Genomic DNA, 17,996 nt, shown 5'->3' with positions numbered 1-17,996 from the left:
TCAGGCATCCTCCTCTTCCAGTGTTTCCAGCTGCCGCTGTGCCAGATACAGGCGGCTATAAGCCCCCTGCTGGGCCAGCAGTTCGGCGTGGGTGCCCTGCTCAATCACCCGGCCATTGCTCATTGCATAGATGCAGTCGCTGTGCACCACGTTTGCCAGACGGTGGGAGATCAGGATGATCGTCTTTTTCCCGGCAAGACTGTGGATGGCCCGCATGATATCGTTCTCGCTCTCGGCATCCACGTTGGAGGTAGCCTCGTCGAAGAGGTAGATGGGCGTATCATGCAGCAGGGCCCTCGCCATGGCAAGGCGCTGGCGCTGACCGCCGGAAAGATTGCTGCCGCCCTCATGCAGAGCGGTCTGCAGGCCGTTCTGGCTGCGGCAGAAATCGGCCAGATTCACCTGTTCCAATGCCGCCCAGAGCTGTGCCTCGTCCGCGTCCGGCTTTGCCATGCGCAGGTTGCTCTCCACCGTGCCCTTGAAGATGGCGGCGTTGTGAGGCACCAGCGTCAGGGTGCGCAGACGCTGTTCCTGCTGCAGCTCCTGCACCGGCACGCCGCCCAGCGTCACGCTGCCGGTATAGCCGGTGCGGCTGCCGGACAGCAGCGCCGCAATGGTGCTTTTGCCGCAGCCGCTCTCACCCACCAGCGAGACAAATCTGCCCTGCGGAATGGTAAAGGAGACATCGTTCAGGATGGTGCGGTCCTTCTCGTAGCCAAAGGTGACATGCTCAAGCTTCAGAGTCGTATTCTCTCCGGGCACGCGGTCGCCGTCGGCAGGCTCTTCCGCTGCCAGAAGCTTGAAGATCTTCTCTGCCGAAGCGGCACCGTTCATGGCAATGTGGAAGTAGCTGCCCAGCAGCCGCAGCGGCAGGAAAAAGTCCGCCGCCAGCAGCACGATGGTCAATGTGGCGGTCAGGGTCAGCCGGCCTTCCGCAAATGCAGCCACCGCGCTGATGATGCCAAGGCCCGCACCGCCGTAAGCCATCAGGTCCATCAGTGTCACCGAGTTCAGCTGCATGGTGAGCACCTTCATGGTGATCTTGCGGAAGCGCTCAGCCTGCGCGTTCATCTGCTCGTGCTTCCAGCCGTCGGCCTGATAAATTTTCAGGGTGGTCAGGCCCTGAATGTTCTCAAGGAAGCTGTCGCCAAGGGTGGTGTATTCGCCCCAGTAGTTCGCCAGCAGCTTTTTGGCAAACTTCTGCACTGCCACAATGGACATGGGGATCAGCGGCACGCAGCACAGCAGGATGATGGCCGACCGTGCGTGCACACCCACCAGCAGCACAAACAGGGTAACGGGTGCCAGCAGGCTGTAAAGCAGCTGCGGCAGGTATTTTGCAAAGTAGGTGTCGATCTGCTCCACACCTTCGCTGGCCAGCATCACCACCTCGCTGGTGGCCGCCGTCTCGGTGTAGTTGGGGCCAAGGCGGGCAAGCTTTGCGTAGATGCTGCTGCGCAGGGTGCGCTTGACATCCTTGGAAGCCTGATCGCTCATGGCCGATGCCAGCATGGTAAAGGCAAAGCGCATGGGCACCGTGGCAAGGCAGAGCACAAGGTTCTGCCACAGCTGTGCACTGGTCAGGCTGCCCGCAAAGGCTGCGCCCACCAGCCGGGCAATGGTCCGCACAAAGATCACGTTGCACAGCATCCCCAGCCATTGGAAAGCCACATTGGCTCCCACATACCGCAGCGCACCGCGGTCAAAGGACAGCAATTTTTTGTTGATCACTGGGCTTTCTCCGTTTCTGCTTTTTCTGCATCACTGCCAAACAGACGCTCATATTCGCCGGTAAAGATGCGCTCCGGCAGTGCACTGGTCATGGCAAGGGCAGCGGTAAAGCGCTCTTCTTCGCTCAGCGGCTCACTGACCGGCGGGAAATGGGTCAGGATCGTTTTCAGCTCCCGATCCACCTGTTTTGCCACCCAGATGCCACGGTCTGTCATATAGATCTTGCCGTAGTGCTCCTTTACGATCATGCCGCGCTCCATGAGCAGATTCATGATACGCACCACCGAGGGCTTGGTCACGCCAAGCTTTTCGGCAATGCTGCGGGAGCTGATATCCAGATGGGTCTGTGAGACTTCGTAGATCGCCAGCAGATAGCGCAGATGCGCCGACGTAAGTTCCATCCCGATCACTCTCTTTCGTTTTGATGTTACTCAAGGCTAACTTTTTTCTTTTGAAAAAAGGGCGCGAGCCGAATGTTCCAGCCCGCGCCCTTTGCGGATCATTTCAATGCTCAGTGACAGCCGCTGCAACCGCTGCAACTGCCATTGCAGCCGCCTTCGCCGCAGCCGCTGCACCCACTGCAGCCGCCGCCATGCTTGTGGGAGTGCCATGTGATCCAGCCCACACCGCCAAACACGATAGCACCCACGATGATCGTCGGCAAATTAAAGTTCGCGGCGAGAAATTCCATCATACAAAACACACCCTTTCCGTGCAAAGCGTTCTTTTAGATCTTGGAGATGTCGATTTTGACCTCGTTATCACCAGCATACTTGTTGGGACGGACCAGCAGGTAGATGAAGCCAACCAGAACCACAGCAGCCACGATGGTGAAGAAGTTGAAGCCGACCTCACCAGTGATGATGCCGCCCAGCTGGTAAACCACCAGAGCGGCGCAGTAAGCCAGAGCGCACATATAACCAATGGCGATGGCGGTCCACTTGCCGTTGTTCATCTCGCGCTTGATGGCGCCCATAGCAGCGAAGCAGGGAGCGCACAGCAGGTTGAAGATCATGAAGGCGTAAGCCGACAGAGCGGTGTAGTCCTGCGCAACAGCAGCCCAGATCTCATCGCCGTTCTCAGACAGCTCGCCGCCGAAGTGATACAGAACGCCGAAGGTACCCACCACGTTCTCCTTTGCGATCAGGCCGGAGACGGAAGCGACGGTTGCACGCCAGTTGCCGAAGCCCAGAGGTGCAAAGATCCATGCGACCTTGGTAGCGATCGCAGCCAGCACGGAGTTGTCCTGATCCTCGACCATGCCGAAGACACCGTTCTCGAAGCCGAAGCCCTGCAGGAACCACAGCACAACGGTAGCGGCCAGAATGACGGAGCCTGCGCGCTTGATGAAGGACCAGCCGCGCTCCCAGGTTGCACGGAACACGTTGCCCCATGCAGGCACATGGTATGCGGGCAGCTCCATCACGAAGGGAGCGGGATCACCTGCGAAGAGCTTGGTCTTCTTCAGGATCACGCCGGAGCAGATGATGGCAGCCATGCCAATGAAGTAAGCAGAGACAGCCACCAGAGAAGAACCGCCGAACATCGCACCTGCGATGAGGCCGATGATGGGCATCTTTGCGCCGCAGGGGATGAAGCAGGTGGTCATGATGGTCATGCGGCGGTCACGCTCGTTCTCGATGGTACGGGAAGCCATAACACCGGGCACACCGCAGCCGGTGCCCACCAGAACAGGGATGAAGCTCTTACCGGACAGGCCGAACTTGCGGAAGATACGGTCCATGATGAAGGCGACACGGGACATATAGCCCACATCCTCCAGAATGGACAGCAGGAAAAACAGCACCAGCATCTGGGGAACGAAGCCCAGAACTGCGCCGACACCGGCAACGATGCCGTCCATGATCAGGCCGTACAGCCAGCCTGCCACGCCGATGCTCTCCAGAAAACCGCCCAGAGCACCCGGCACGATCTCACCGAACAGGACATCGTTGGTCCAGTCGGTGGCAAAGGTACCAATGGCCCAGCCGCCGTCTGCAATGGAGGTGCCCATGGACAGGGAGTACATCAGGAACATGACCAGTGCGAAGATGGGCAGAGCCAGAATACGGTTGGTCACGATCTGGTCGATCTTATCGGAAACGGTCAGGTGCTCCACGCGGGCCTTTTTCTTAACAGCTTTGCCCACGACGGTGTTGATATATGCATAGCGCTGGTTGGTGATGATGCTCTCAGCGTCATCGTCCATCTCAGCTTCGCAGTCCTTGATGTGCTGGTCGATGTGGTCGGTCAGGCTCTTGTCGAGCTTCAGCTCGTCCATGACCTTCTCGTCGCGCTCGAACAGCTTGACGGCATACCAGCGCAGGAAGCGGTCATCCACCTTGCCCTGAATGGACTCTTCGATGTGGGCAATGGCGTGCTCCACGCTGCCGGTGAACACATGGGGCAGCTCAGCAGCCTTGGTAGCCTTTGCAGCAGCCACAGCAGCCTTTGCAGCAGCCTCGGTGCCCTCGCCCTTCAGTGCGCTGATCTCCACCGCCTGACAGCCCAGCTCTGCGCTCAGCTTCTTCAGGTCGATCTTATCACCGTTCTTGCGCACCAGATCGATCATGTTCACAGCCATGACCACCGGGATGCCCAGCTCGATCAGCTGGGTGGTCAGGTACAGGTTGCGCTCAATGTTGGTACCATCGATGATGTTCAGGATGGCATCGGGCTTCTCCTTGACCAGATAAGTACGGGAAACCACTTCTTCCAGCGTGTACGGAGACAGCGAGTAGATGCCGGGCAGATCCTGAATGATAACATCCTTATCGCCCTTCAGCTTGCCTTCCTTCTTTTCCACCGTAACGCCGGGCCAGTTGCCGACATACTGGTTGGAGCCGGTCAGATTGTTGAACAGGGTCGTTTTACCGCAGTTCGGGTTGCCGGCAAGTGCAATTTTAATGCTCATTGCTTAATCCTTCCTCCCTTTGGGATCAGACTACTTCGATCATTTCAGCATCGGCCTTGCGCACGCTCAGCTCGTAGTTGCGCACGGTCAGCTCCATGGGGTCGCCCAGAGGTGCCACCTTGCGGACATAGATCTCAACACCCTTGGTGATGCCCATGTCCATGATGCGGCGCTTGACCGGGCCTTCACCGTGCAGCTTTGCCACAGTAGCAGTCTCGCCGACCTTTACGTCTTTCAGAGTTTTCATACTTAACCATCCTCCTCTGCTTGTCTTTATAGAGAGACTATTCCAGTTTCGGAGCAGCTCCCAAACAGCGCCTGGGCACTGTTCAGCCAATCATGATACGGTTTGCCATGGTCTTGTCCAGCGCGATGCGGCTCTCCTTGACCTGAATGATCAGGTTGCCTGCGATCTCGTTGACGACCGTTACCTCACTGTCCACCACAAAACCCAGCTCTGCCAGATGCAGCCGGATCTCGTCCTTACCGGTGATCTTTTTGATGGTGACGGTCTCCCCTGCTTTTGCCATTGTCAAAGGCATCATACTTCCGCTTCCCTTCCTGTTTGAATCTGGGATATCGCTGCGGTTAGTCAGCCGCAACTACCAACGTGGATAGTTTACGCCCACTAACCTTTTATGTCAATAGTTTTTTCACAATTAAAAGTTAGTTCATATGAACAAACAATTTTTCTGCCCGATTTTTTCCGTTTTTTCACCACAATCAACAATAACTAACTCAAATTATTGAATCAAAGTTAGCCATTGTTTACATTTTCTTGTTCTTTTTTGGCTGCATCTTGTAAACTATCACAAAGCTTTTTCTCTGCTCTGCTGTGCTCTTTTGCAGCAAATGACACAGCCGCGCGGTACAGTGGTCAGTCTGCACCGCGCGGCCGCGTGTCAAAAGGAGGATTTCTTTCCTGCCAGTGCGTGGACACCAGCAGGTGCCAGGATAAAAAGAGAGTATTTGAAAAGAGAATGACAAATTTTAAGCCGCCACGGCAAGGCGGAGAATGGGTGTTCCGCTGTGGAACAGCCGCAGATAGACTGCTGTACACTTGCTCAGCTGGTCAAAATGCTTCTGCGCTGCATCCGGGTCGCCGTAGGACTTCCAGTAGCCGCAGCAGGTAAAGTTCTTGCCACGGTTCTCGATAAAGCCCACAACATCGCCCAGCGGATAGCCGAGGAACACCCCGATCTCATGCGGAAATTCTGCCGAACAGCACAGCTTGCGGGAAAGCTGAGTGAGCATATTGCCCACATCCGGTGCTTCACCCGCTTCCGGCAGGCGGTAGCCCTCCTGCCGCAGAAAGCTCTGCACCTTTTTATCTGCCAGCACGGCAGCCAGCTTGCTTTCGCGGTAGACATACACAAGATACCGGTGGTTGAGCACGCAGCCCTTGAGCACCCGCACACGCAGGCCCTTGGGGTTCAGCTGAGTGTTCCAGTTTTTCACCCGGCGCGCAAGGTCGGCGCAGTCGCGGGTCTCATAGCGGAACAGGCCTGCCGGTTTCAGGCTTGCCAGCACCGGGGCGCACTGTTCGATCATGACCGTTTCAAAATTGCGCTCCATGTCTGTGCCCTCCCGCCTTGTTTCTCCGGGCTATTGTTCCCCGGATGCGCCGCGTTTATAAGTTAGATATTTCTAACCTCGATTCCAAAAAAGAAGCAGCTTTGCGCGGAGCATTCAAGGCTTCGGCCTGCCGATCTGTTTCTTGTGGTTAGTTATTTCTAACGTGACTGTATCTTACCACAGCGGTGGGCCGTTGTCAACACTTTTCTTGAAAAAAGTTATTCGTGGCAAACCACGGTTTTCTCCACCTCGCTTTTTGTGCATTCTACCGTTTTGGCGCAGGCTGTGGTATAATAAGGAAAACCCTCTCAGGCGCTAACGCGCCAGCTCCCCCGAAGGGGGAGCTCTTTATAGAGTCAGCGCATTCAAAAGCTCTCCCCTTCGGGAGATCTGGCATTGCGCAGCAATGACTGAGAAAGTTCTATCTTATAAAAGGAGCACGCATCCATGCCACAGAACATTGCACCGCCGGGCCTGATCTCCCTTCTTGCCGCCGCACTGGCACAGCAGCCCACAAAGCCGCTGGTGCTGGCGCTGGATGGCCGCTGCGGCAGCGGCAAGACCACCCTTGCAAATACGCTGGCCCGGCAGTTCCCGGCCAGCATCACCCTGCACACCGATGATTTTTACCTGCCACCTGCACAGCGCATCCGCGGCTGGGAGAAAACGCCCTGCGCCAATATGGACCTTGACCGCCTGCGGGACGAAGCCCTGCGCCCAGCCTACGAGGGCCAGCCGGTGCAGTACCGTGCCTATTCCTGCCGCGAGGGTGCGTACCTGCCCGCGCGGGAGCTGGCTGCGCAGCCGCTGGTGATTTTGGAGGGCAGCTACAGCCACCACCCGCTGCTGACCGGTTACGAAACGCTGCGGGTGTTCCTGACCTGCGCAAAAGAAGAGCAGACCCGCCGCCTGCAGGCGCGGGAGGGTGAGCGATATGCAAACTTTGCCGCCCGGTGGGTGCCGTTGGAGGAGGGCTATTTTGCCCAGTACCACATTGCGGAGACGGCGGATTTTGTGGTAGACACCACCCAAAGCGGGACGATTTGAAATGGCTTCCGCGCCGCTCTAGCCATTATCAGCGGAAGAATTATTTTTATTTGTAGTTCCGAAACGCCTGCGGGCGTTTCGGAACTACTTTTTCACGGGGAGGGGGCTCCCTTTTTGCGCACCTTGCCCAAAAAGGCGGGAAATATTTTTCTCTTCCTGCGTGAATGGGGGGTTATTTTGCATCAAGTCGCACTTGCGGGGAGGGGGTAGCATCTGTTAAACTTATAGTCACGAAGAAAGCAACGCCACGCTACAACAAAGAACGGAGAATGCCCCTTATGAAAAAACTGGCAAGACTGACCGCCCTTTTGCTCACCGGTGCGCTGCTGCTGGCGCTGACCGCCTGCGGGGCTGCGCCGCTTGCGCCGGAGCAGCAGGCAAAGCAGCGGCTGCTGGGCGAGATCAACAGCTACCGCGCGACCCTTGAGTTTGCTGCGCCGCTTGAGGAAGTAAAACAGCTCTCTGATGCCGAGCAGATCTGGGTAGAGCAGTTCCGCGCCGCCGGCAAGACCGAGCTGCCAGAGAGCACAACGAACAAAACCCATCAGAAATGGGAAAGCATGACCGCGGGCTGGACGCAATGTGGTACTTTCGGCTTGGGTATGAAGAAAGATGCGAGTGGCGAGTGGATCGACATTCTGCTTGCCAAGGTTCCAGCCAATACCCCGGAGGGCAAGGCAGAGCTGTCGGAAGCCTTGAAGCATCCTGCCTTTAATCGCAGCGCTTGCACGAGAATCGGCATTGCCGTTGTGACTGTCAACGGACAGATGTACTGGACCTGCAGCGTGTATGACTGATTTCCCCTTCCCTGCATAGAAGAGCACCCCTTGAACCAAACAAAGCCGGACAGCTTGCGGGCTGTCCGGCTTTTGGTTTTGCTTGGTTTACAGGCTGTTACTTATTTTTGTACATATCCTGATAGTAGTTCTGGTAATCACCGCTGGTGACATGGTCCATCCACTCCTGATGGTTCAGGTACCAGTCGATGGTCAGCACGATGCCCTTTTCAAAGGGGGTCTCGGGGTACCAGCCCAGATCGTTCTTGATCTTGGTGGGGTCGATGCCGTAGCGGCGGTCGTGGCCCAGACGGTCGGCCACGTGCTTGATGAGGTCCTCGCTGATGCCCTCGTCCTGCAGACGGTCGTGCAGCTGGTTGATGATGGTCTTGACAATGAAGATGTTGGGGCGCTCGTTGTGGCCGCCCACGTTGTACACCTCACCGATCTTGCCGCCGTTGGCTACCATGTCGATGGCCTTGCAGTGATCCTCCACATACAGCCAGTCGCGGATCTGCATACCGTCGCCGTAGATGGGCAGCTGTTTGTGGTGCTTGACGTTGTTGATCATCAGGGGGATCAGCTTCTCCGGGAACTGGTAGGGGCCGTAGTTGTTGGAGCAGCGGGTGATGTTCACCGGCATGCCGTAGGTATCGTGGAATGCCATAACGAACATATCGGCGCTGGCCTTGGAGGAAGAATAGGGGCTGTGGGGGCACAGGGGGGTGGTCTCCATAAAGAAGCCGTCCGCACCCAGTGCGCCGTACACCTCATCGGTGGACACCTGCAGGTACTTCTTGCCCTCTTTCCAAGTCTTGGCATCGGCATCATACCATGCTTCCTTGGCGCGCTGCAGCAGGTTGACCGTGCCCATCACGTTGCTCTGCACAAAAATTTCGGGGTTCTTGATGGAGCGGTCCACGTGGCTCTCGGCGGCAAAGTTGATGACGTAATCGAAATCGTACTTCTGGAACAGGCCTTCCACCAGCTCCTTGTCGCAGATATCGCCCTGCACGAACACATGGCGGGGGTCGCCCTCCACATCCTTCAGGTTTTCCAGATTGCCGGCGTAGGTCAGCTTATCCAGATTGACCAGCAGGATCTCCGGGTATTTCTTGAGCATATAATGCACAAAGTTGGAGCCAATAAAACCGGCGCAGCCGGTGATCAGATAGGTTTTCATAGGTTCAATTTCCTCTTTTCAGTCTTTCATCCCGTTGTCGCCGTCCCAGTGGGCGAAGAAGCAGGCCAGAGCGTCTCTCCAGTCGCGCACATCGTTGCCCACGGTGCAGCGCAGCATCCGGTTGTCCAGTGCGCTCCACTTGGGGCGGTCGGCGCTTTCCGGGTGCTTTGCCTTGTATTCCTCGCTGGTGCAGGGTGCCACAGCGGCATCCACGCCAGACAGGCGGATGATCTCGGACGCAAAATCATACCACGAGCAGATGCCCTCGCCGGTGCAGTGATACAGGCCGTACTCGTGGGTCACGCACAGCTGCAGGATCTCGTGGGCCAGATCCACCGCGTTGGTGGGGTTGCCGCACTGGTCATTGACCACTTCCAGCTTGCCAAACTTCTTGCCTGCGTTCACGATGGTCTTGACGAAGTTTTTGCCGTAGTAGCTGTAGAGCCACGCGGTGCGCACGATGAAGTGACGGTGGCAGAACTGCTCCACATACTTTTCGCCCATGAGCTTGGTAGAGCCATAGGCGCTGATGGGGCCGGGAATGGTGGCTTCGTCCTGTGCAACGCCGCCGTTCTCACGGCCGGAGAACACATAATCGGTGGAGACGTGTACCAGTCGTGCACCGGTCTTTTCCGCTGCCTGTGCCAGATTGCGGGGGCCGAGGGCGTTTGCCTTGAAGGCGGCATCATGGTTCACTTCGCAGCCGTCCACATTGGTGTAGGCAGCGCAGTTGATGATGACATCCGGGCGGTTGCGGCGGATGAACTCGTCCACCATTTTGTAGTTGGAGATATCCAGATCCGGCAGGTCCACGGCGATCACCGTGGCATTGAGCAGCTTTTCGGGGATGGGGCCGATCTCGCTGCGGCCTTCGCGCAGCTGCTTGAGGATCTCGGTGCCCAGCTGACCCTTGCAGCCGGTAACAATGATTTTCATATGGGTATGCCTTTCTTTTACTTAATAGCGCAGCTTGCCGTCTGCAACGTTCTTCAGGTGCTGGCCGTAAGGACTCTTGCCGTAGCGCTCAGCGCTTTCCAGCAGGGTGTCGCGGTCGATCCAGCCGTACTTGAAGGCGATCTCTTCCGGCGCACTGATCTTGATGCCCTGGCGCTTCTCGATCATGCGCACAAAATCGGCTGCTTCCACCAGACTGTCCATGGTGCCGGTGTCCAGCCATGCAAAACCGCGGCCCAGCAGCTGAACATCCAGCTCGTCCTTCTTCAGATACATGTCGTTCAGGGTGGTGATCTCCAGCTCGCCACGGGCAGAGGGCTTGACCTGCTTTGCCATCTTCACGACCTCTTTGTTATAGAAGTACAGGCCGGTGATGGCGTAGTTGGACTTGGGATGCTGCGGCTTTTCCTCCACGCTGAGCACCTTGCCGTCCTTGTCGAACTCCACGATGCCAAAGCGCTCCGGGTCCTGCACATAGTAGCCGAACACGGTGCAGCGGCCTTTGTTTTCCGCATTGGCGGCGGCGGTCTTGAGGATCTTGGAGAAGCCGTTGCCGTAGAAGATGTTATCGCCCAGGATCATGGCGCAGCAGTCGTCGCCAATGAACTCTTCGCCCAGAATAAAGGCCTGTGCCAGACCATCCGGAGAGGGCTGAACTTTATACTGCAGATGGATGCCGTACTGGCTGCCATCACCCAGCAGCGCCTCAAAGCGAGGCGTATCGGTCGGGGTAGAGATGATCAGGATATCCTGAATGCCTGCCAGCATCAGCGTGGACAGAGGATAATAGATCATCGGCTTGTCGTAGACCGGCAGCAGCTGCTTGCTGGTGACCATGGTCAGCGGGTAAAGCCGGGTGCCGGCACCGCCGGCAAGAATGATACCTTTCATATTTGTGCACTCCTTTAAAATAGATTGAAAAGTTGTGCAGCTGTACGCCGCCCAGACGGGAGACCGCCCGGATGACGTATGGATTCAAAGCGGAGCTGCGTCCGCTGTAAACGATTTTGGGGCTGCTCTCCCCTGCCCGGAACGGCAAAATGGGATAGCAGTTCACTTTATTTTACTATCAAATCACACAAAAAGCAAGAAAGAACGGCTTTTCCGAAAAATTTTCCGGAAAAGCCGTTCTGAAACTCCTTCAATCTCGCATTTGCTCCGCCCAAAAGGCCCCCTCTCCGAAGGGGCTGGCAATGCCGCAGGCATTGACTGGGGGAGTTACCACGCAAAGCCCCACTTGGAAAAATAGCGCAGCAGGCTGTGCAGCTGCCACAGAAAAGGCTTCAGGCTGCGGTGCGCCGCGCGGTGCCATGCATGGATGGCGGTGTACTGGGGCACCAGATACGTCTTGCCCCGGGTGCGCATCTTCTGGGTCAGGTCGGCATCCTCCACGTACATGAAGTAGTCCTCGTCAAATCCGCCCACAGCCTTGAACACCGCAGTGTCCACGGCCGAGAAGCTGCCGGTGCAGAACTCGATCTCGGTGGGTTTTGTCAGGTCTTTGTCCGCCATGAGATAGCGCTCGTTGTACTTTGCCCAGAATTTCAGGCAGGGCAGCTGGCGGTACACCATGGCCCGCACACTGCACCGGCGCAGCGGCAGACGCTGGGGCCGCCCGTCCGGGAAGGTGAGCGCGGGCCGCGCCATCACCACGCCGGAGTGCTGTGCCATCCAGTCCGCAAGGTCACTCAGCGTATCCGCAGTGAGCTGGATATCCGGGTTCAGGATAAAGTGCACCCGGCTTTGCAGCAGGCTGAGCACCGTGTTGTGGCCGGTGCCAAAGCCGCCGTTCTCTGTGCGGCAGAGCACCTCCACCTTCTGGTCCTTGCGGATGTGCAGGGTGCCGTCCTTTGCGGCCTTGGCAAGGCACTGGCCGCTGCCGTCCGGGCTGGCGTTGTCCACCAGATACAGCGTCAGCGGGTGGCGGCGGGTGCAGTCCAGCACGGTCTGTGCCGCCCTGAGCGCTTCATCCGCGCCGTTATAAACTACAATACAAGCAGAAAGTTCCATGTCGTTCACTCCAGCGGTTTGATGTCAAAGCTGAAGTCCTCTTTCATCAGGTCAAAGTTCGGGTTCATGCAGGGGTCGCCTGCGGCCAGCTGCTTTGCCCACCGCTTCTGGAAGCGCTCCACCTCCGAGATGAAGCGCTTGCGCTTGACCGGGTTCTCGTCCAGACCGCGGCTCTTGCTCTCGTAGTGGTACAGCTGTGCAAACGGGGTGAACACGTTGGTATAGCCCGCTTCGCGCACGCGCACGCAGAAGTCCACATCGTTGAAGGCCACAGCAAAGCTCTCGTCCAGACCGTTCACCTGCTCGTAGACGCTCCTGCGCACCATCAGGCAGGCGGCAGTGACCGCATACACATCCTGTGCATAGACCAGACGTCCCATATAGCCGGGGTGGCCCACCGGGAAGTTCTTGTGCATGTGGGCCGCAAGGGTCAAAAAGCCGAAGCCGATGCCCGCGTGCTGGATGGTGTTGTCCGGATAAAGCAGCTTTGCGCCCACGCAGCCCACACGGTCCTGCTGGGCGTACATGAGCATTTCTTCGATCCAGCGCGGAGAAATGACCTCGGTATCGTTGTTGAGCAGCAGCAGGTATTCGCCGGTGGCTTCCCTTGCGCCAAAGTTGTTCAAGGCGCTGTAGTTGAAGCCGGTGCCCTGCCATGTGATCACCTTCAGGTTCTTGTGCTCCTTCTGCAGCTTTTCATAGCAGCGGAAGGTGGCAGGCTCCCTGCTGTTGTTCTCGATGACGATGATCTCAAGATCCTCATAGGTGCTCCTGCGGTAGATGGACTCCACGCAGGTGCGCAGGTCGGAAGAATGGTCGCAGCTGGGGATCAGGATGCTGACCCGGCCCGGCTTTGTGATGGTATAGTCCGTCTTATAGAAGCCCGGCGTACCCGGGATCATGGAAACTTCATCCACCGGCACACCCACACGCTCGTAGTGGGCATACAGGGCCTTGACCGCAGCTTCCAGACAGTAGGTCTTGGCCGAAATGTTGCTTGCCACGCTGGTGGGGCTGGAGCGCCAGTAGTACAGCAGGTGCGGGATATGCACGATCTTGTGCGCCTTTTCGGTCAGGCGCAGGTAGAGGTCATAGTCCTGACTGCCGTTGTAGGCTGCACGCTCATCGCCGCCCACAGCGGCCAGCAGCTTTGCGCTGAACACGCTCAGGTGGCAGATATAGTTGTTGGAGCGCAGATTATCCAGCATATAATCCGGCTTGAAATGGTAAACGGTCAGATGGTCGATGTCGCCCTCAAAGGTCACTTCATCCGTATACACAAAGTCTGCGCCCTGTTCGGCAATGGCCTGTGCCACGTACCACAGAGCACAGGGGTGCAGGATATCATCGTGGTCCAGCAGGGCGATGAACTCGCCCGTTGCCAGTGCAAAGCCCTGATTGGTGTTGCCCGCAATGCCCTCGTTCTTTTCCAGCTTCTGGTAGCGGATGCGGGGGTCTTCCGCAGCACGGGCTGCTACGGTCTGGCCCACCGTCTCGTCCTGACCGGCATCCACAAGGCACAGCTCCCAGTTCTGATAGGTCTGGTTCTGCACCGAGTCCAGCAGCTCCACCAGAAACTGCTGCGGCGTATTGTACAGCGGCACCACGATGCTGATGCGCGGCGCGGCGGGCTGGTCGGCCGCCTGCCTTACCAGCAGCTCTGCGCTGGCAAAGCGATCGGCGCGCATGGTCCTGCCCGGGAACAGCTTCGCATATTCCTTTTTGGCCTTTGCCTGCGCACGCACGCCGGAAATGCCCACCCGGCGCAGCTGGCCCAGAAAGACGAACGGCGGGAAGGTGTGTGCCAGCTGACGGCCCTTGCTGACAAAGTAGCGCAGCGGCCAGCTCATCTTCCAGAAAGTAGAGCTGGTCACATTGTTCAGTGTCTTTTCCAGATCCTGCTCATGGCTGCGGCTCAGCGAAAGATCGCTGCGCAGGCGTTCCAGCTGAGCCGTCTGCTCTTCGCCGGTGCGCTCGGCCTGCTGCATCCGCTCTCGCAGATCGTCCAGCGTCATCTCGTAGCCTGCCAGCAGCTGCTGTGCATCCTGCACAGCGGCGCTGCGGCAGAACAGCGCGGTCTGCTGGGCTTTGCCACGGTTCTTCCACTCAAAATCCCGGTACAGGCCCTGTGCGGCCAACTGCTTTGCACAGTCAGCCATGGCCGATGCATCGGTGCATACCAGCAGCACCTGTGCACACTGCAGTGCGGGCAGATCCACCCATTCCGGGTCCTCCACCACCAGCAGGGCAGCGGTGCCCTGCTCTGCATTCTCCGGCAGCAGCTGTGCGCCGGCCTTTTCCAGTGCTTCGGCCAGTGCGCCGCTTCCGCCCAGCACCTGAATGCTGGCAGGGGTCAGCTCCCGCACGATGCGCTGCGCCAGTGCACGGCAGCGCTCGGCCTGTCGTTTGGTTTCTTTTTCCTGATCCATTCCGATCTCCGCTCCTATGGAACTTTTTTATCTTAAAATGATCTCTCAAAAAATCACACGATTTATAGTATACCAAATCCGGCATGATTTGAGAAGGTTTTGCGCGCATTTCTTTGCAGTTTTCCACTGCTTACCAGTGGAACAGGCTGTGCAGCCAGCCAAAGAACCCACCGCCGGAGCTGCCGGAAGTGGAAATGCTCACACCCGTGTAGTAGTGGCTCAGGATCTCCCGGTAGCCCATGCCCTGCTCCTGTGCGTAACCCACAGCACCGCACTGGCTCATACCCACGCCATGGCCAAAGCCGTAATAGGTCATGCAGGGAGTGCCGCTTTCGTCCGCGCCAAAGTCGAAGCAGTAACGGGAGGAAACGAACTGGCCGATATAGCGGTAGCTGCGGCCATTGGAAACAAAGGTGTTGTACTGCACAAAGCCGCCCAGATCCTTGTGGGTGGTGTCTGCGCTGACGTAGGGCTCGCCGGTGCGGCTGTCGTTATACTCTTTATAGGTATAGTCTTTTCCGATGACCCGGCGCAGCTTGTTGTGGTACTGCTCCTCGTAGGGGCTCTCCACGCTCTGCAGATAGGGCACATCGGTGCCCCATGCGTCCCGGCTGGAGCAGGTGCCGTACACGCCGGTCTGGGTGTTATAGCCCGCACTGGCCGACCATACGGCGTCGCAGACGCTGCCGTTGTAGGTAAGGATCTCATTTTTCACCGGTTCCACCGCCCTGCGGATGGCTTCCCGTGCCGAGGACGGGATCTGTTCCACCGGAGTGTAGATGAGCGCATTGGCAGAGGAGCCGTACTGCTTGTGGTATTCCAGATAGGAATGGATGGCCACCGCCTGCGCCTTCCACGCCTGCTGGGCGGCGCTGGCGCTGACATAGCTGCCAATGGAGCCAAGCTCCGTGTAGGTAATGCCCACAAGACAGTCCACAAGGTTCAGCGTGACATTGCGCTGCAGGCCTTTTCCCTTGATGTTGAGGTAAGGCATGGTGATGGTATCACTGGTGCCAAAGAGCCATGCAAGGCAGTTTTCCTCCTCGGCAGGGATCAGGGTCGTGTCCGCGCCACCCATAGTGGTGGCTGCCGAAGCCGCCGGGGCCAGCACGCAAACGCACAGCGCTGCTGCCAGCACAAACGCCGCCGCGCGGCGCACAAACCGATGCAGATGTTTCAAAAGTGATCTCCTCCTGTTTTTTGCAGATTTCCGACTGTGTTTTTTACAGTGTAACACAGCCTGCGCCTGCGGGCAAGGACTGGACTTTCGTTTTCACATCTGGACAAAGAAGAAACCGGAGGGCCTTTCCCGTTCGGGCAGCTCTCCGGTCTGATTTATAAGGTCTCCGGCCGACGACGCATGGCATCGTCGATCTCGTTCTCGATCTCCCGCAGGCAGTCCAGCAGCACCGGATTGAACGCCCCGGCCTCGCCGGTGCAAAGCATCTGCACTGCAGTCGCGCAGGGTACCGGCGGCTGGCTTCCGCTTCCAGTAGTCAGCGTTTCGTAGGCATCCGCAAGGCCGACCACCTGTGCCGCAATGGGGATCTGTTCGCCAACCAGCTGGTCCGGGTAGCCGCTGCCGTCGTACCGCTCGTGGTGCCAGCGGCAGATCTGATAGGCTACCCGCACAAAATCTTCGTCGCGGTAGGCATCCAGCTCTTCCAGCATCCGTGCACCCAGCAGGGTATGCTGGCGCATGGTTTCTTCATCCTCCGGCGTGCGCGGCTCCGGGCTGTTCAGGACCTGCTCCCCGATCTCCATTTTGCCAATGTCGTGCAGCACCGAGGCCATGCTGATGGTACGGCGCATCTCCTGCGTCAGGGGGTAAGTCTCGGTCTTTTGCACCAGATGGTCCAGCAGCATTCCGGTCAGGGTGCTGATGTGCTGCACATGGGTGCGGCTCTCGCCGTTGCGACGCTCCACCACCCGGCTCAGAATGCCGATCATCATTTGGCTGCGCTTTTCCTTTTGCGACACCTGATCCGCCACCATGGCGCTCAGGCGGCGCTGCTTTGCATACATGCGGATGGTGTTGGTAATGCGCTGATACACCACCCTTGCATCAAAGGGGCGGCTGATATAATCGGACGCACCCAGATCAAAGGCGCGGCGCACCGTGTCCACATTGTCCTCGCTGGAGATCATGATGACCGGGATCTCTTCCAGCATTCCGCGCTGGCTCATGGCTTCCAGCACGGTAAAGCCGTCAATGCCGGTCATGTGGATATCCAGCAGCACAACGGAGATGCCGGTGGGGTTCTGTTCCAGCAGGCGCAGGCAGTCCTCGCCGGAAGCCGCTTCGGCAGTGTCGAACTGGCTGTTCAGCATCTGGCTGAGCAGCATCCGGTTCATGGCCGAGTCGTCCACGATGAGCACACTCTGGCGGCTGTGGGTGGGCTGCAGGGCGTGCGGCTCCGGCTGACGCTCGGTGATCACGGTGTTTTTCTGGATGCGTGCATAGTGCATCAGCCGTTCCGCGTGCTGCACCGCATCGTCCACATTTTCGTCGTCGATCCACACGCCGCCAATGCTGGCCGACATGCGGATGCGGGAGTAGCCCGGCACGCTGGCCGCCTGCAGCTGCAGACGGATCTGTTCCAGACGCGGGCTGAGCTGTTCCTGCCGGATGTCCGGCAGCAGCAAAAGCAGCCTGCCGCCGTCGTAGCGGATCAGGCGGTCTTTTTCCGAAAGGCCGCGCCGGATGGTGCTTACCGCCGTTTCCAGCACGCTGTTGCCCGCACCGGAGCCGTAAACATCGTTGGAGAACTTCAGATCGTCCATATCCAGCATCGCCACACCGGCGGTAATGCTGCGGTAGCGGTAGTTCTCATCATAATAGGTGCGGTTGTAGGCACCGGTCAGCGGGTCGCGGTAGCGCTTTTCCCGCTCGTCGGTAATGCTGTTGAGCAGCCGCTCACCGTTTTCCGGGTCCAGCAGAACGCTGCGGTCGATCTTGCGGGTCAGCTCCAGCACACAGAGTTGGCCATCCACCTGCACACAGCTGGCCGTGATCTCGTACAGCTCCTGCCCAAAGTATTCCAGCCTTGTTTTCCGGGTGTTCTTTTCCAGCGCCTGCCTTGCCACGCAGTTTTCACACGGACGGCTGCGCCGCCACTGGGCATAGCAGGGCGCGCTGCCCTTTTTGCCGCCCTGCACCTCGTCCGCCTTCATCAGGCGCACTGTCATGAACACCTTGCGGAGCTGGCGCATTTCCTCTTCCATCTGCTGGCGTGTTCTGTCTTTTTTGCTCATCATCGCATATCCCCCGCTGCAAAACCGCGCGTTTTGGGCCGCACGGCATTCCTTCACGAATAACATTATACTATTTTTTACCAGAATACGTCAATCTTCACCCCTTGCAGCCTGCGGTGCGG

The 17,996-nt window shown here is 58.0% G+C and carries 16 protein-coding genes; 2 read left to right on the top strand and 14 right to left on the bottom strand.

What is annotated here, in order from left to right:
• The 7 genes from WMO17_RS03305 to WMO17_RS03275 all read right to left on the bottom strand — a co-directional run bounded on the left by WMO17_RS03305 (position 1) and on the right by WMO17_RS03275 (position 6,220).
• Positions 1–1,731 carry an ABC transporter ATP-binding protein/permease gene (locus WMO17_RS03305; protein WP_349137472.1) on the bottom strand — a complete coding sequence of 577 codons (1,731 nt, stop codon included), beginning with the start codon at positions 1,729–1,731 and terminating at the stop codon, positions 1–3.
• Positions 1,728–2,132 (bottom strand): metal-dependent transcriptional regulator, encoded by a 405-nt coding sequence (locus WMO17_RS03300; protein WP_005944549.1) that lies wholly within the window; start codon positions 2,130–2,132, stop codon positions 1,728–1,730. Before WMO17_RS03300 ends, WMO17_RS03305 begins: the two co-directional genes overlap by 4 nt.
• 110 nt (positions 2,133–2,242) lie before the next feature.
• A complete protein-coding gene (locus tag WMO17_RS03295; RefSeq protein ID WP_120120321.1) occupies positions 2,243–2,425 on the bottom strand; it encodes a FeoB-associated Cys-rich membrane protein in 183 nt (60 codons plus the stop codon).
• A 33-nt stretch (positions 2,426–2,458) separates the two neighbouring features.
• Positions 2,459–4,645: a ferrous iron transport protein B gene (feoB, locus tag WMO17_RS03290; protein WP_349137471.1), complete on the bottom strand. Its 2,187-nt coding sequence runs from the start codon at positions 4,643–4,645 to the stop codon at positions 2,459–2,461.
• 25 nt (positions 4,646–4,670) lie between these two features.
• Positions 4,671–4,892 (bottom strand): FeoA family protein, encoded by a 222-nt coding sequence (locus WMO17_RS03285; RefSeq protein ID WP_005944554.1) that lies wholly within the window; start codon positions 4,890–4,892, stop codon positions 4,671–4,673.
• Between the two features lie 82 nt (positions 4,893–4,974).
• Positions 4,975–5,190: a FeoA family protein gene (locus WMO17_RS03280; RefSeq protein ID WP_005944556.1), complete on the bottom strand. Its 216-nt coding sequence runs from the start codon at positions 5,188–5,190 to the stop codon at positions 4,975–4,977.
• A gap of 445 nt (positions 5,191–5,635) precedes the next feature.
• Positions 5,636–6,220 (bottom strand): DUF3793 family protein, encoded by a 585-nt coding sequence (locus WMO17_RS03275; protein ID WP_349137470.1) that lies wholly within the window; start codon positions 6,218–6,220, stop codon positions 5,636–5,638.
• Between the two features lie 447 nt (positions 6,221–6,667).
• Here WMO17_RS03275 and WMO17_RS03270 point away from each other — a divergent pair, with 447 nt between their 5' ends.
• Complete coding sequence (locus WMO17_RS03270; RefSeq protein ID WP_349137469.1) at positions 6,668–7,267, top strand: uridine kinase family protein; 600 nt, start codon at positions 6,668–6,670, stop codon at positions 7,265–7,267.
• A gap of 278 nt (positions 7,268–7,545) precedes the next feature.
• Positions 7,546–8,064, top strand: coding sequence for a hypothetical protein (locus WMO17_RS03265; RefSeq protein WP_349137468.1), 519 nt, complete (start codon positions 7,546–7,548; stop codon positions 8,062–8,064).
• A 97-nt stretch (positions 8,065–8,161) separates the two neighbouring features.
• Here WMO17_RS03265 and rfbB read toward each other — a convergent pair whose 3' ends face one another.
• The 7 genes from rfbB to WMO17_RS03230 form a co-directional block, all read right to left on the bottom strand.
• On the bottom strand, positions 8,162–9,226 hold the full coding sequence (gene rfbB, locus WMO17_RS03260; protein ID WP_097775169.1) for a dTDP-glucose 4,6-dehydratase: 1,065 nt from the start codon (positions 9,224–9,226) through the stop codon (positions 8,162–8,164).
• A gap of 18 nt (positions 9,227–9,244) precedes the next feature.
• Positions 9,245–10,162 carry a dTDP-4-dehydrorhamnose reductase gene (gene rfbD, locus WMO17_RS03255; RefSeq protein ID WP_097775168.1) on the bottom strand — a complete coding sequence of 306 codons (918 nt, stop codon included), beginning with the start codon at positions 10,160–10,162 and terminating at the stop codon, positions 9,245–9,247.
• 21 nt (positions 10,163–10,183) lie between these two features.
• Complete coding sequence (gene rfbA / locus WMO17_RS03250; RefSeq protein ID WP_005944568.1) at positions 10,184–11,071, bottom strand: glucose-1-phosphate thymidylyltransferase RfbA; 888 nt, start codon at positions 11,069–11,071, stop codon at positions 10,184–10,186.
• A 327-nt stretch (positions 11,072–11,398) separates the two neighbouring features.
• Positions 11,399–12,190, bottom strand: a complete 792-nt coding sequence (locus tag WMO17_RS03245; protein ID WP_207698708.1) for a glycosyltransferase — start codon at positions 12,188–12,190, stop codon at positions 11,399–11,401.
• Positions 12,191–12,195: 5 nt separating this feature from the next.
• A complete protein-coding gene (locus WMO17_RS03240; RefSeq protein ID WP_337678934.1) occupies positions 12,196–14,619 on the bottom strand; it encodes a glycosyltransferase family 2 protein in 2,424 nt (807 codons plus the stop codon).
• Positions 14,620–14,749: 130 nt separating this feature from the next.
• Entirely contained in the window at positions 14,750–15,799 is a 1,050-nt protein-coding gene (locus WMO17_RS03235) for a SpoIID/LytB domain-containing protein (RefSeq protein ID WP_349137467.1), read from the bottom strand.
• Between the two features lie 155 nt (positions 15,800–15,954).
• The gene (locus WMO17_RS03230; protein WP_349137466.1) at positions 15,955–17,877 is read right to left on the bottom strand and encodes a response regulator; all 1,923 of its coding nucleotides are present in this window, start codon (positions 17,875–17,877) and stop codon (positions 15,955–15,957) included.
• Between the last annotated feature and the right edge of the window lie 119 nt (positions 17,878–17,996).

Origin of the sequence: Faecalibacterium faecis (assembly GCF_040096475.1) — a bacterium.
GTDB classification, from domain to species: Bacteria; Bacillota; Clostridia; order Oscillospirales; family Ruminococcaceae; genus Faecalibacterium; species Faecalibacterium taiwanense.
Note: the sequence above shows the minus strand (reverse complement) of the source record. Positions and strands in the feature narration are given on the sequence as shown.

Excerpts from the sequence above, each read along its gene's own strand:
- WMO17_RS03230 (WP_349137466.1), bottom strand. The coding sequence starts at position 17,877 with ATGATGAGCAAAAAAGACAGAACACGCCAGCAGATGGAAGAGGAAATG.
- WMO17_RS03300 (WP_005944549.1), bottom strand. The coding sequence starts at position 2,132 with ATGGAACTTACGTCGGCGCATCTGCGCTATCTGCTGGCGATCTACGAA.
- WMO17_RS03270 (WP_349137469.1), top strand. The coding sequence starts at position 6,668 with ATGCCACAGAACATTGCACCGCCGGGCCTGATCTCCCTTCTTGCCGCC.
- WMO17_RS03265 (WP_349137468.1), top strand. The coding sequence starts at position 7,546 with ATGAAAAAACTGGCAAGACTGACCGCCCTTTTGCTCACCGGTGCGCTG.
- WMO17_RS03275 (WP_349137470.1), bottom strand. The coding sequence starts at position 6,220 with ATGGAGCGCAATTTTGAAACGGTCATGATCGAACAGTGCGCCCCGGTG.
- WMO17_RS03245 (WP_207698708.1), bottom strand. The coding sequence starts at position 12,190 with ATGGAACTTTCTGCTTGTATTGTAGTTTATAACGGCGCGGATGAAGCG.
- rfbA (WP_005944568.1), bottom strand. The coding sequence starts at position 11,071 with ATGAAAGGTATCATTCTTGCCGGCGGTGCCGGCACCCGGCTTTACCCG.
- rfbD (WP_097775168.1), bottom strand. The coding sequence starts at position 10,162 with ATGAAAATCATTGTTACCGGCTGCAAGGGTCAGCTGGGCACCGAGATC.
- WMO17_RS03295 (WP_120120321.1), bottom strand. The coding sequence starts at position 2,425 with ATGATGGAATTTCTCGCCGCGAACTTTAATTTGCCGACGATCATCGTG.
- WMO17_RS03280 (WP_005944556.1), bottom strand. The coding sequence starts at position 5,190 with ATGATGCCTTTGACAATGGCAAAAGCAGGGGAGACCGTCACCATCAAA.
- feoB (WP_349137471.1), bottom strand. The coding sequence starts at position 4,645 with ATGAGCATTAAAATTGCACTTGCCGGCAACCCGAACTGCGGTAAAACG.
- rfbB (WP_097775169.1), bottom strand. The coding sequence starts at position 9,226 with ATGAAAACCTATCTGATCACCGGCTGCGCCGGTTTTATTGGCTCCAAC.
- WMO17_RS03285 (WP_005944554.1), bottom strand. The coding sequence starts at position 4,892 with ATGAAAACTCTGAAAGACGTAAAGGTCGGCGAGACTGCTACTGTGGCA.
- WMO17_RS03240 (WP_337678934.1), bottom strand. The coding sequence starts at position 14,619 with ATGGATCAGGAAAAAGAAACCAAACGACAGGCCGAGCGCTGCCGTGCA.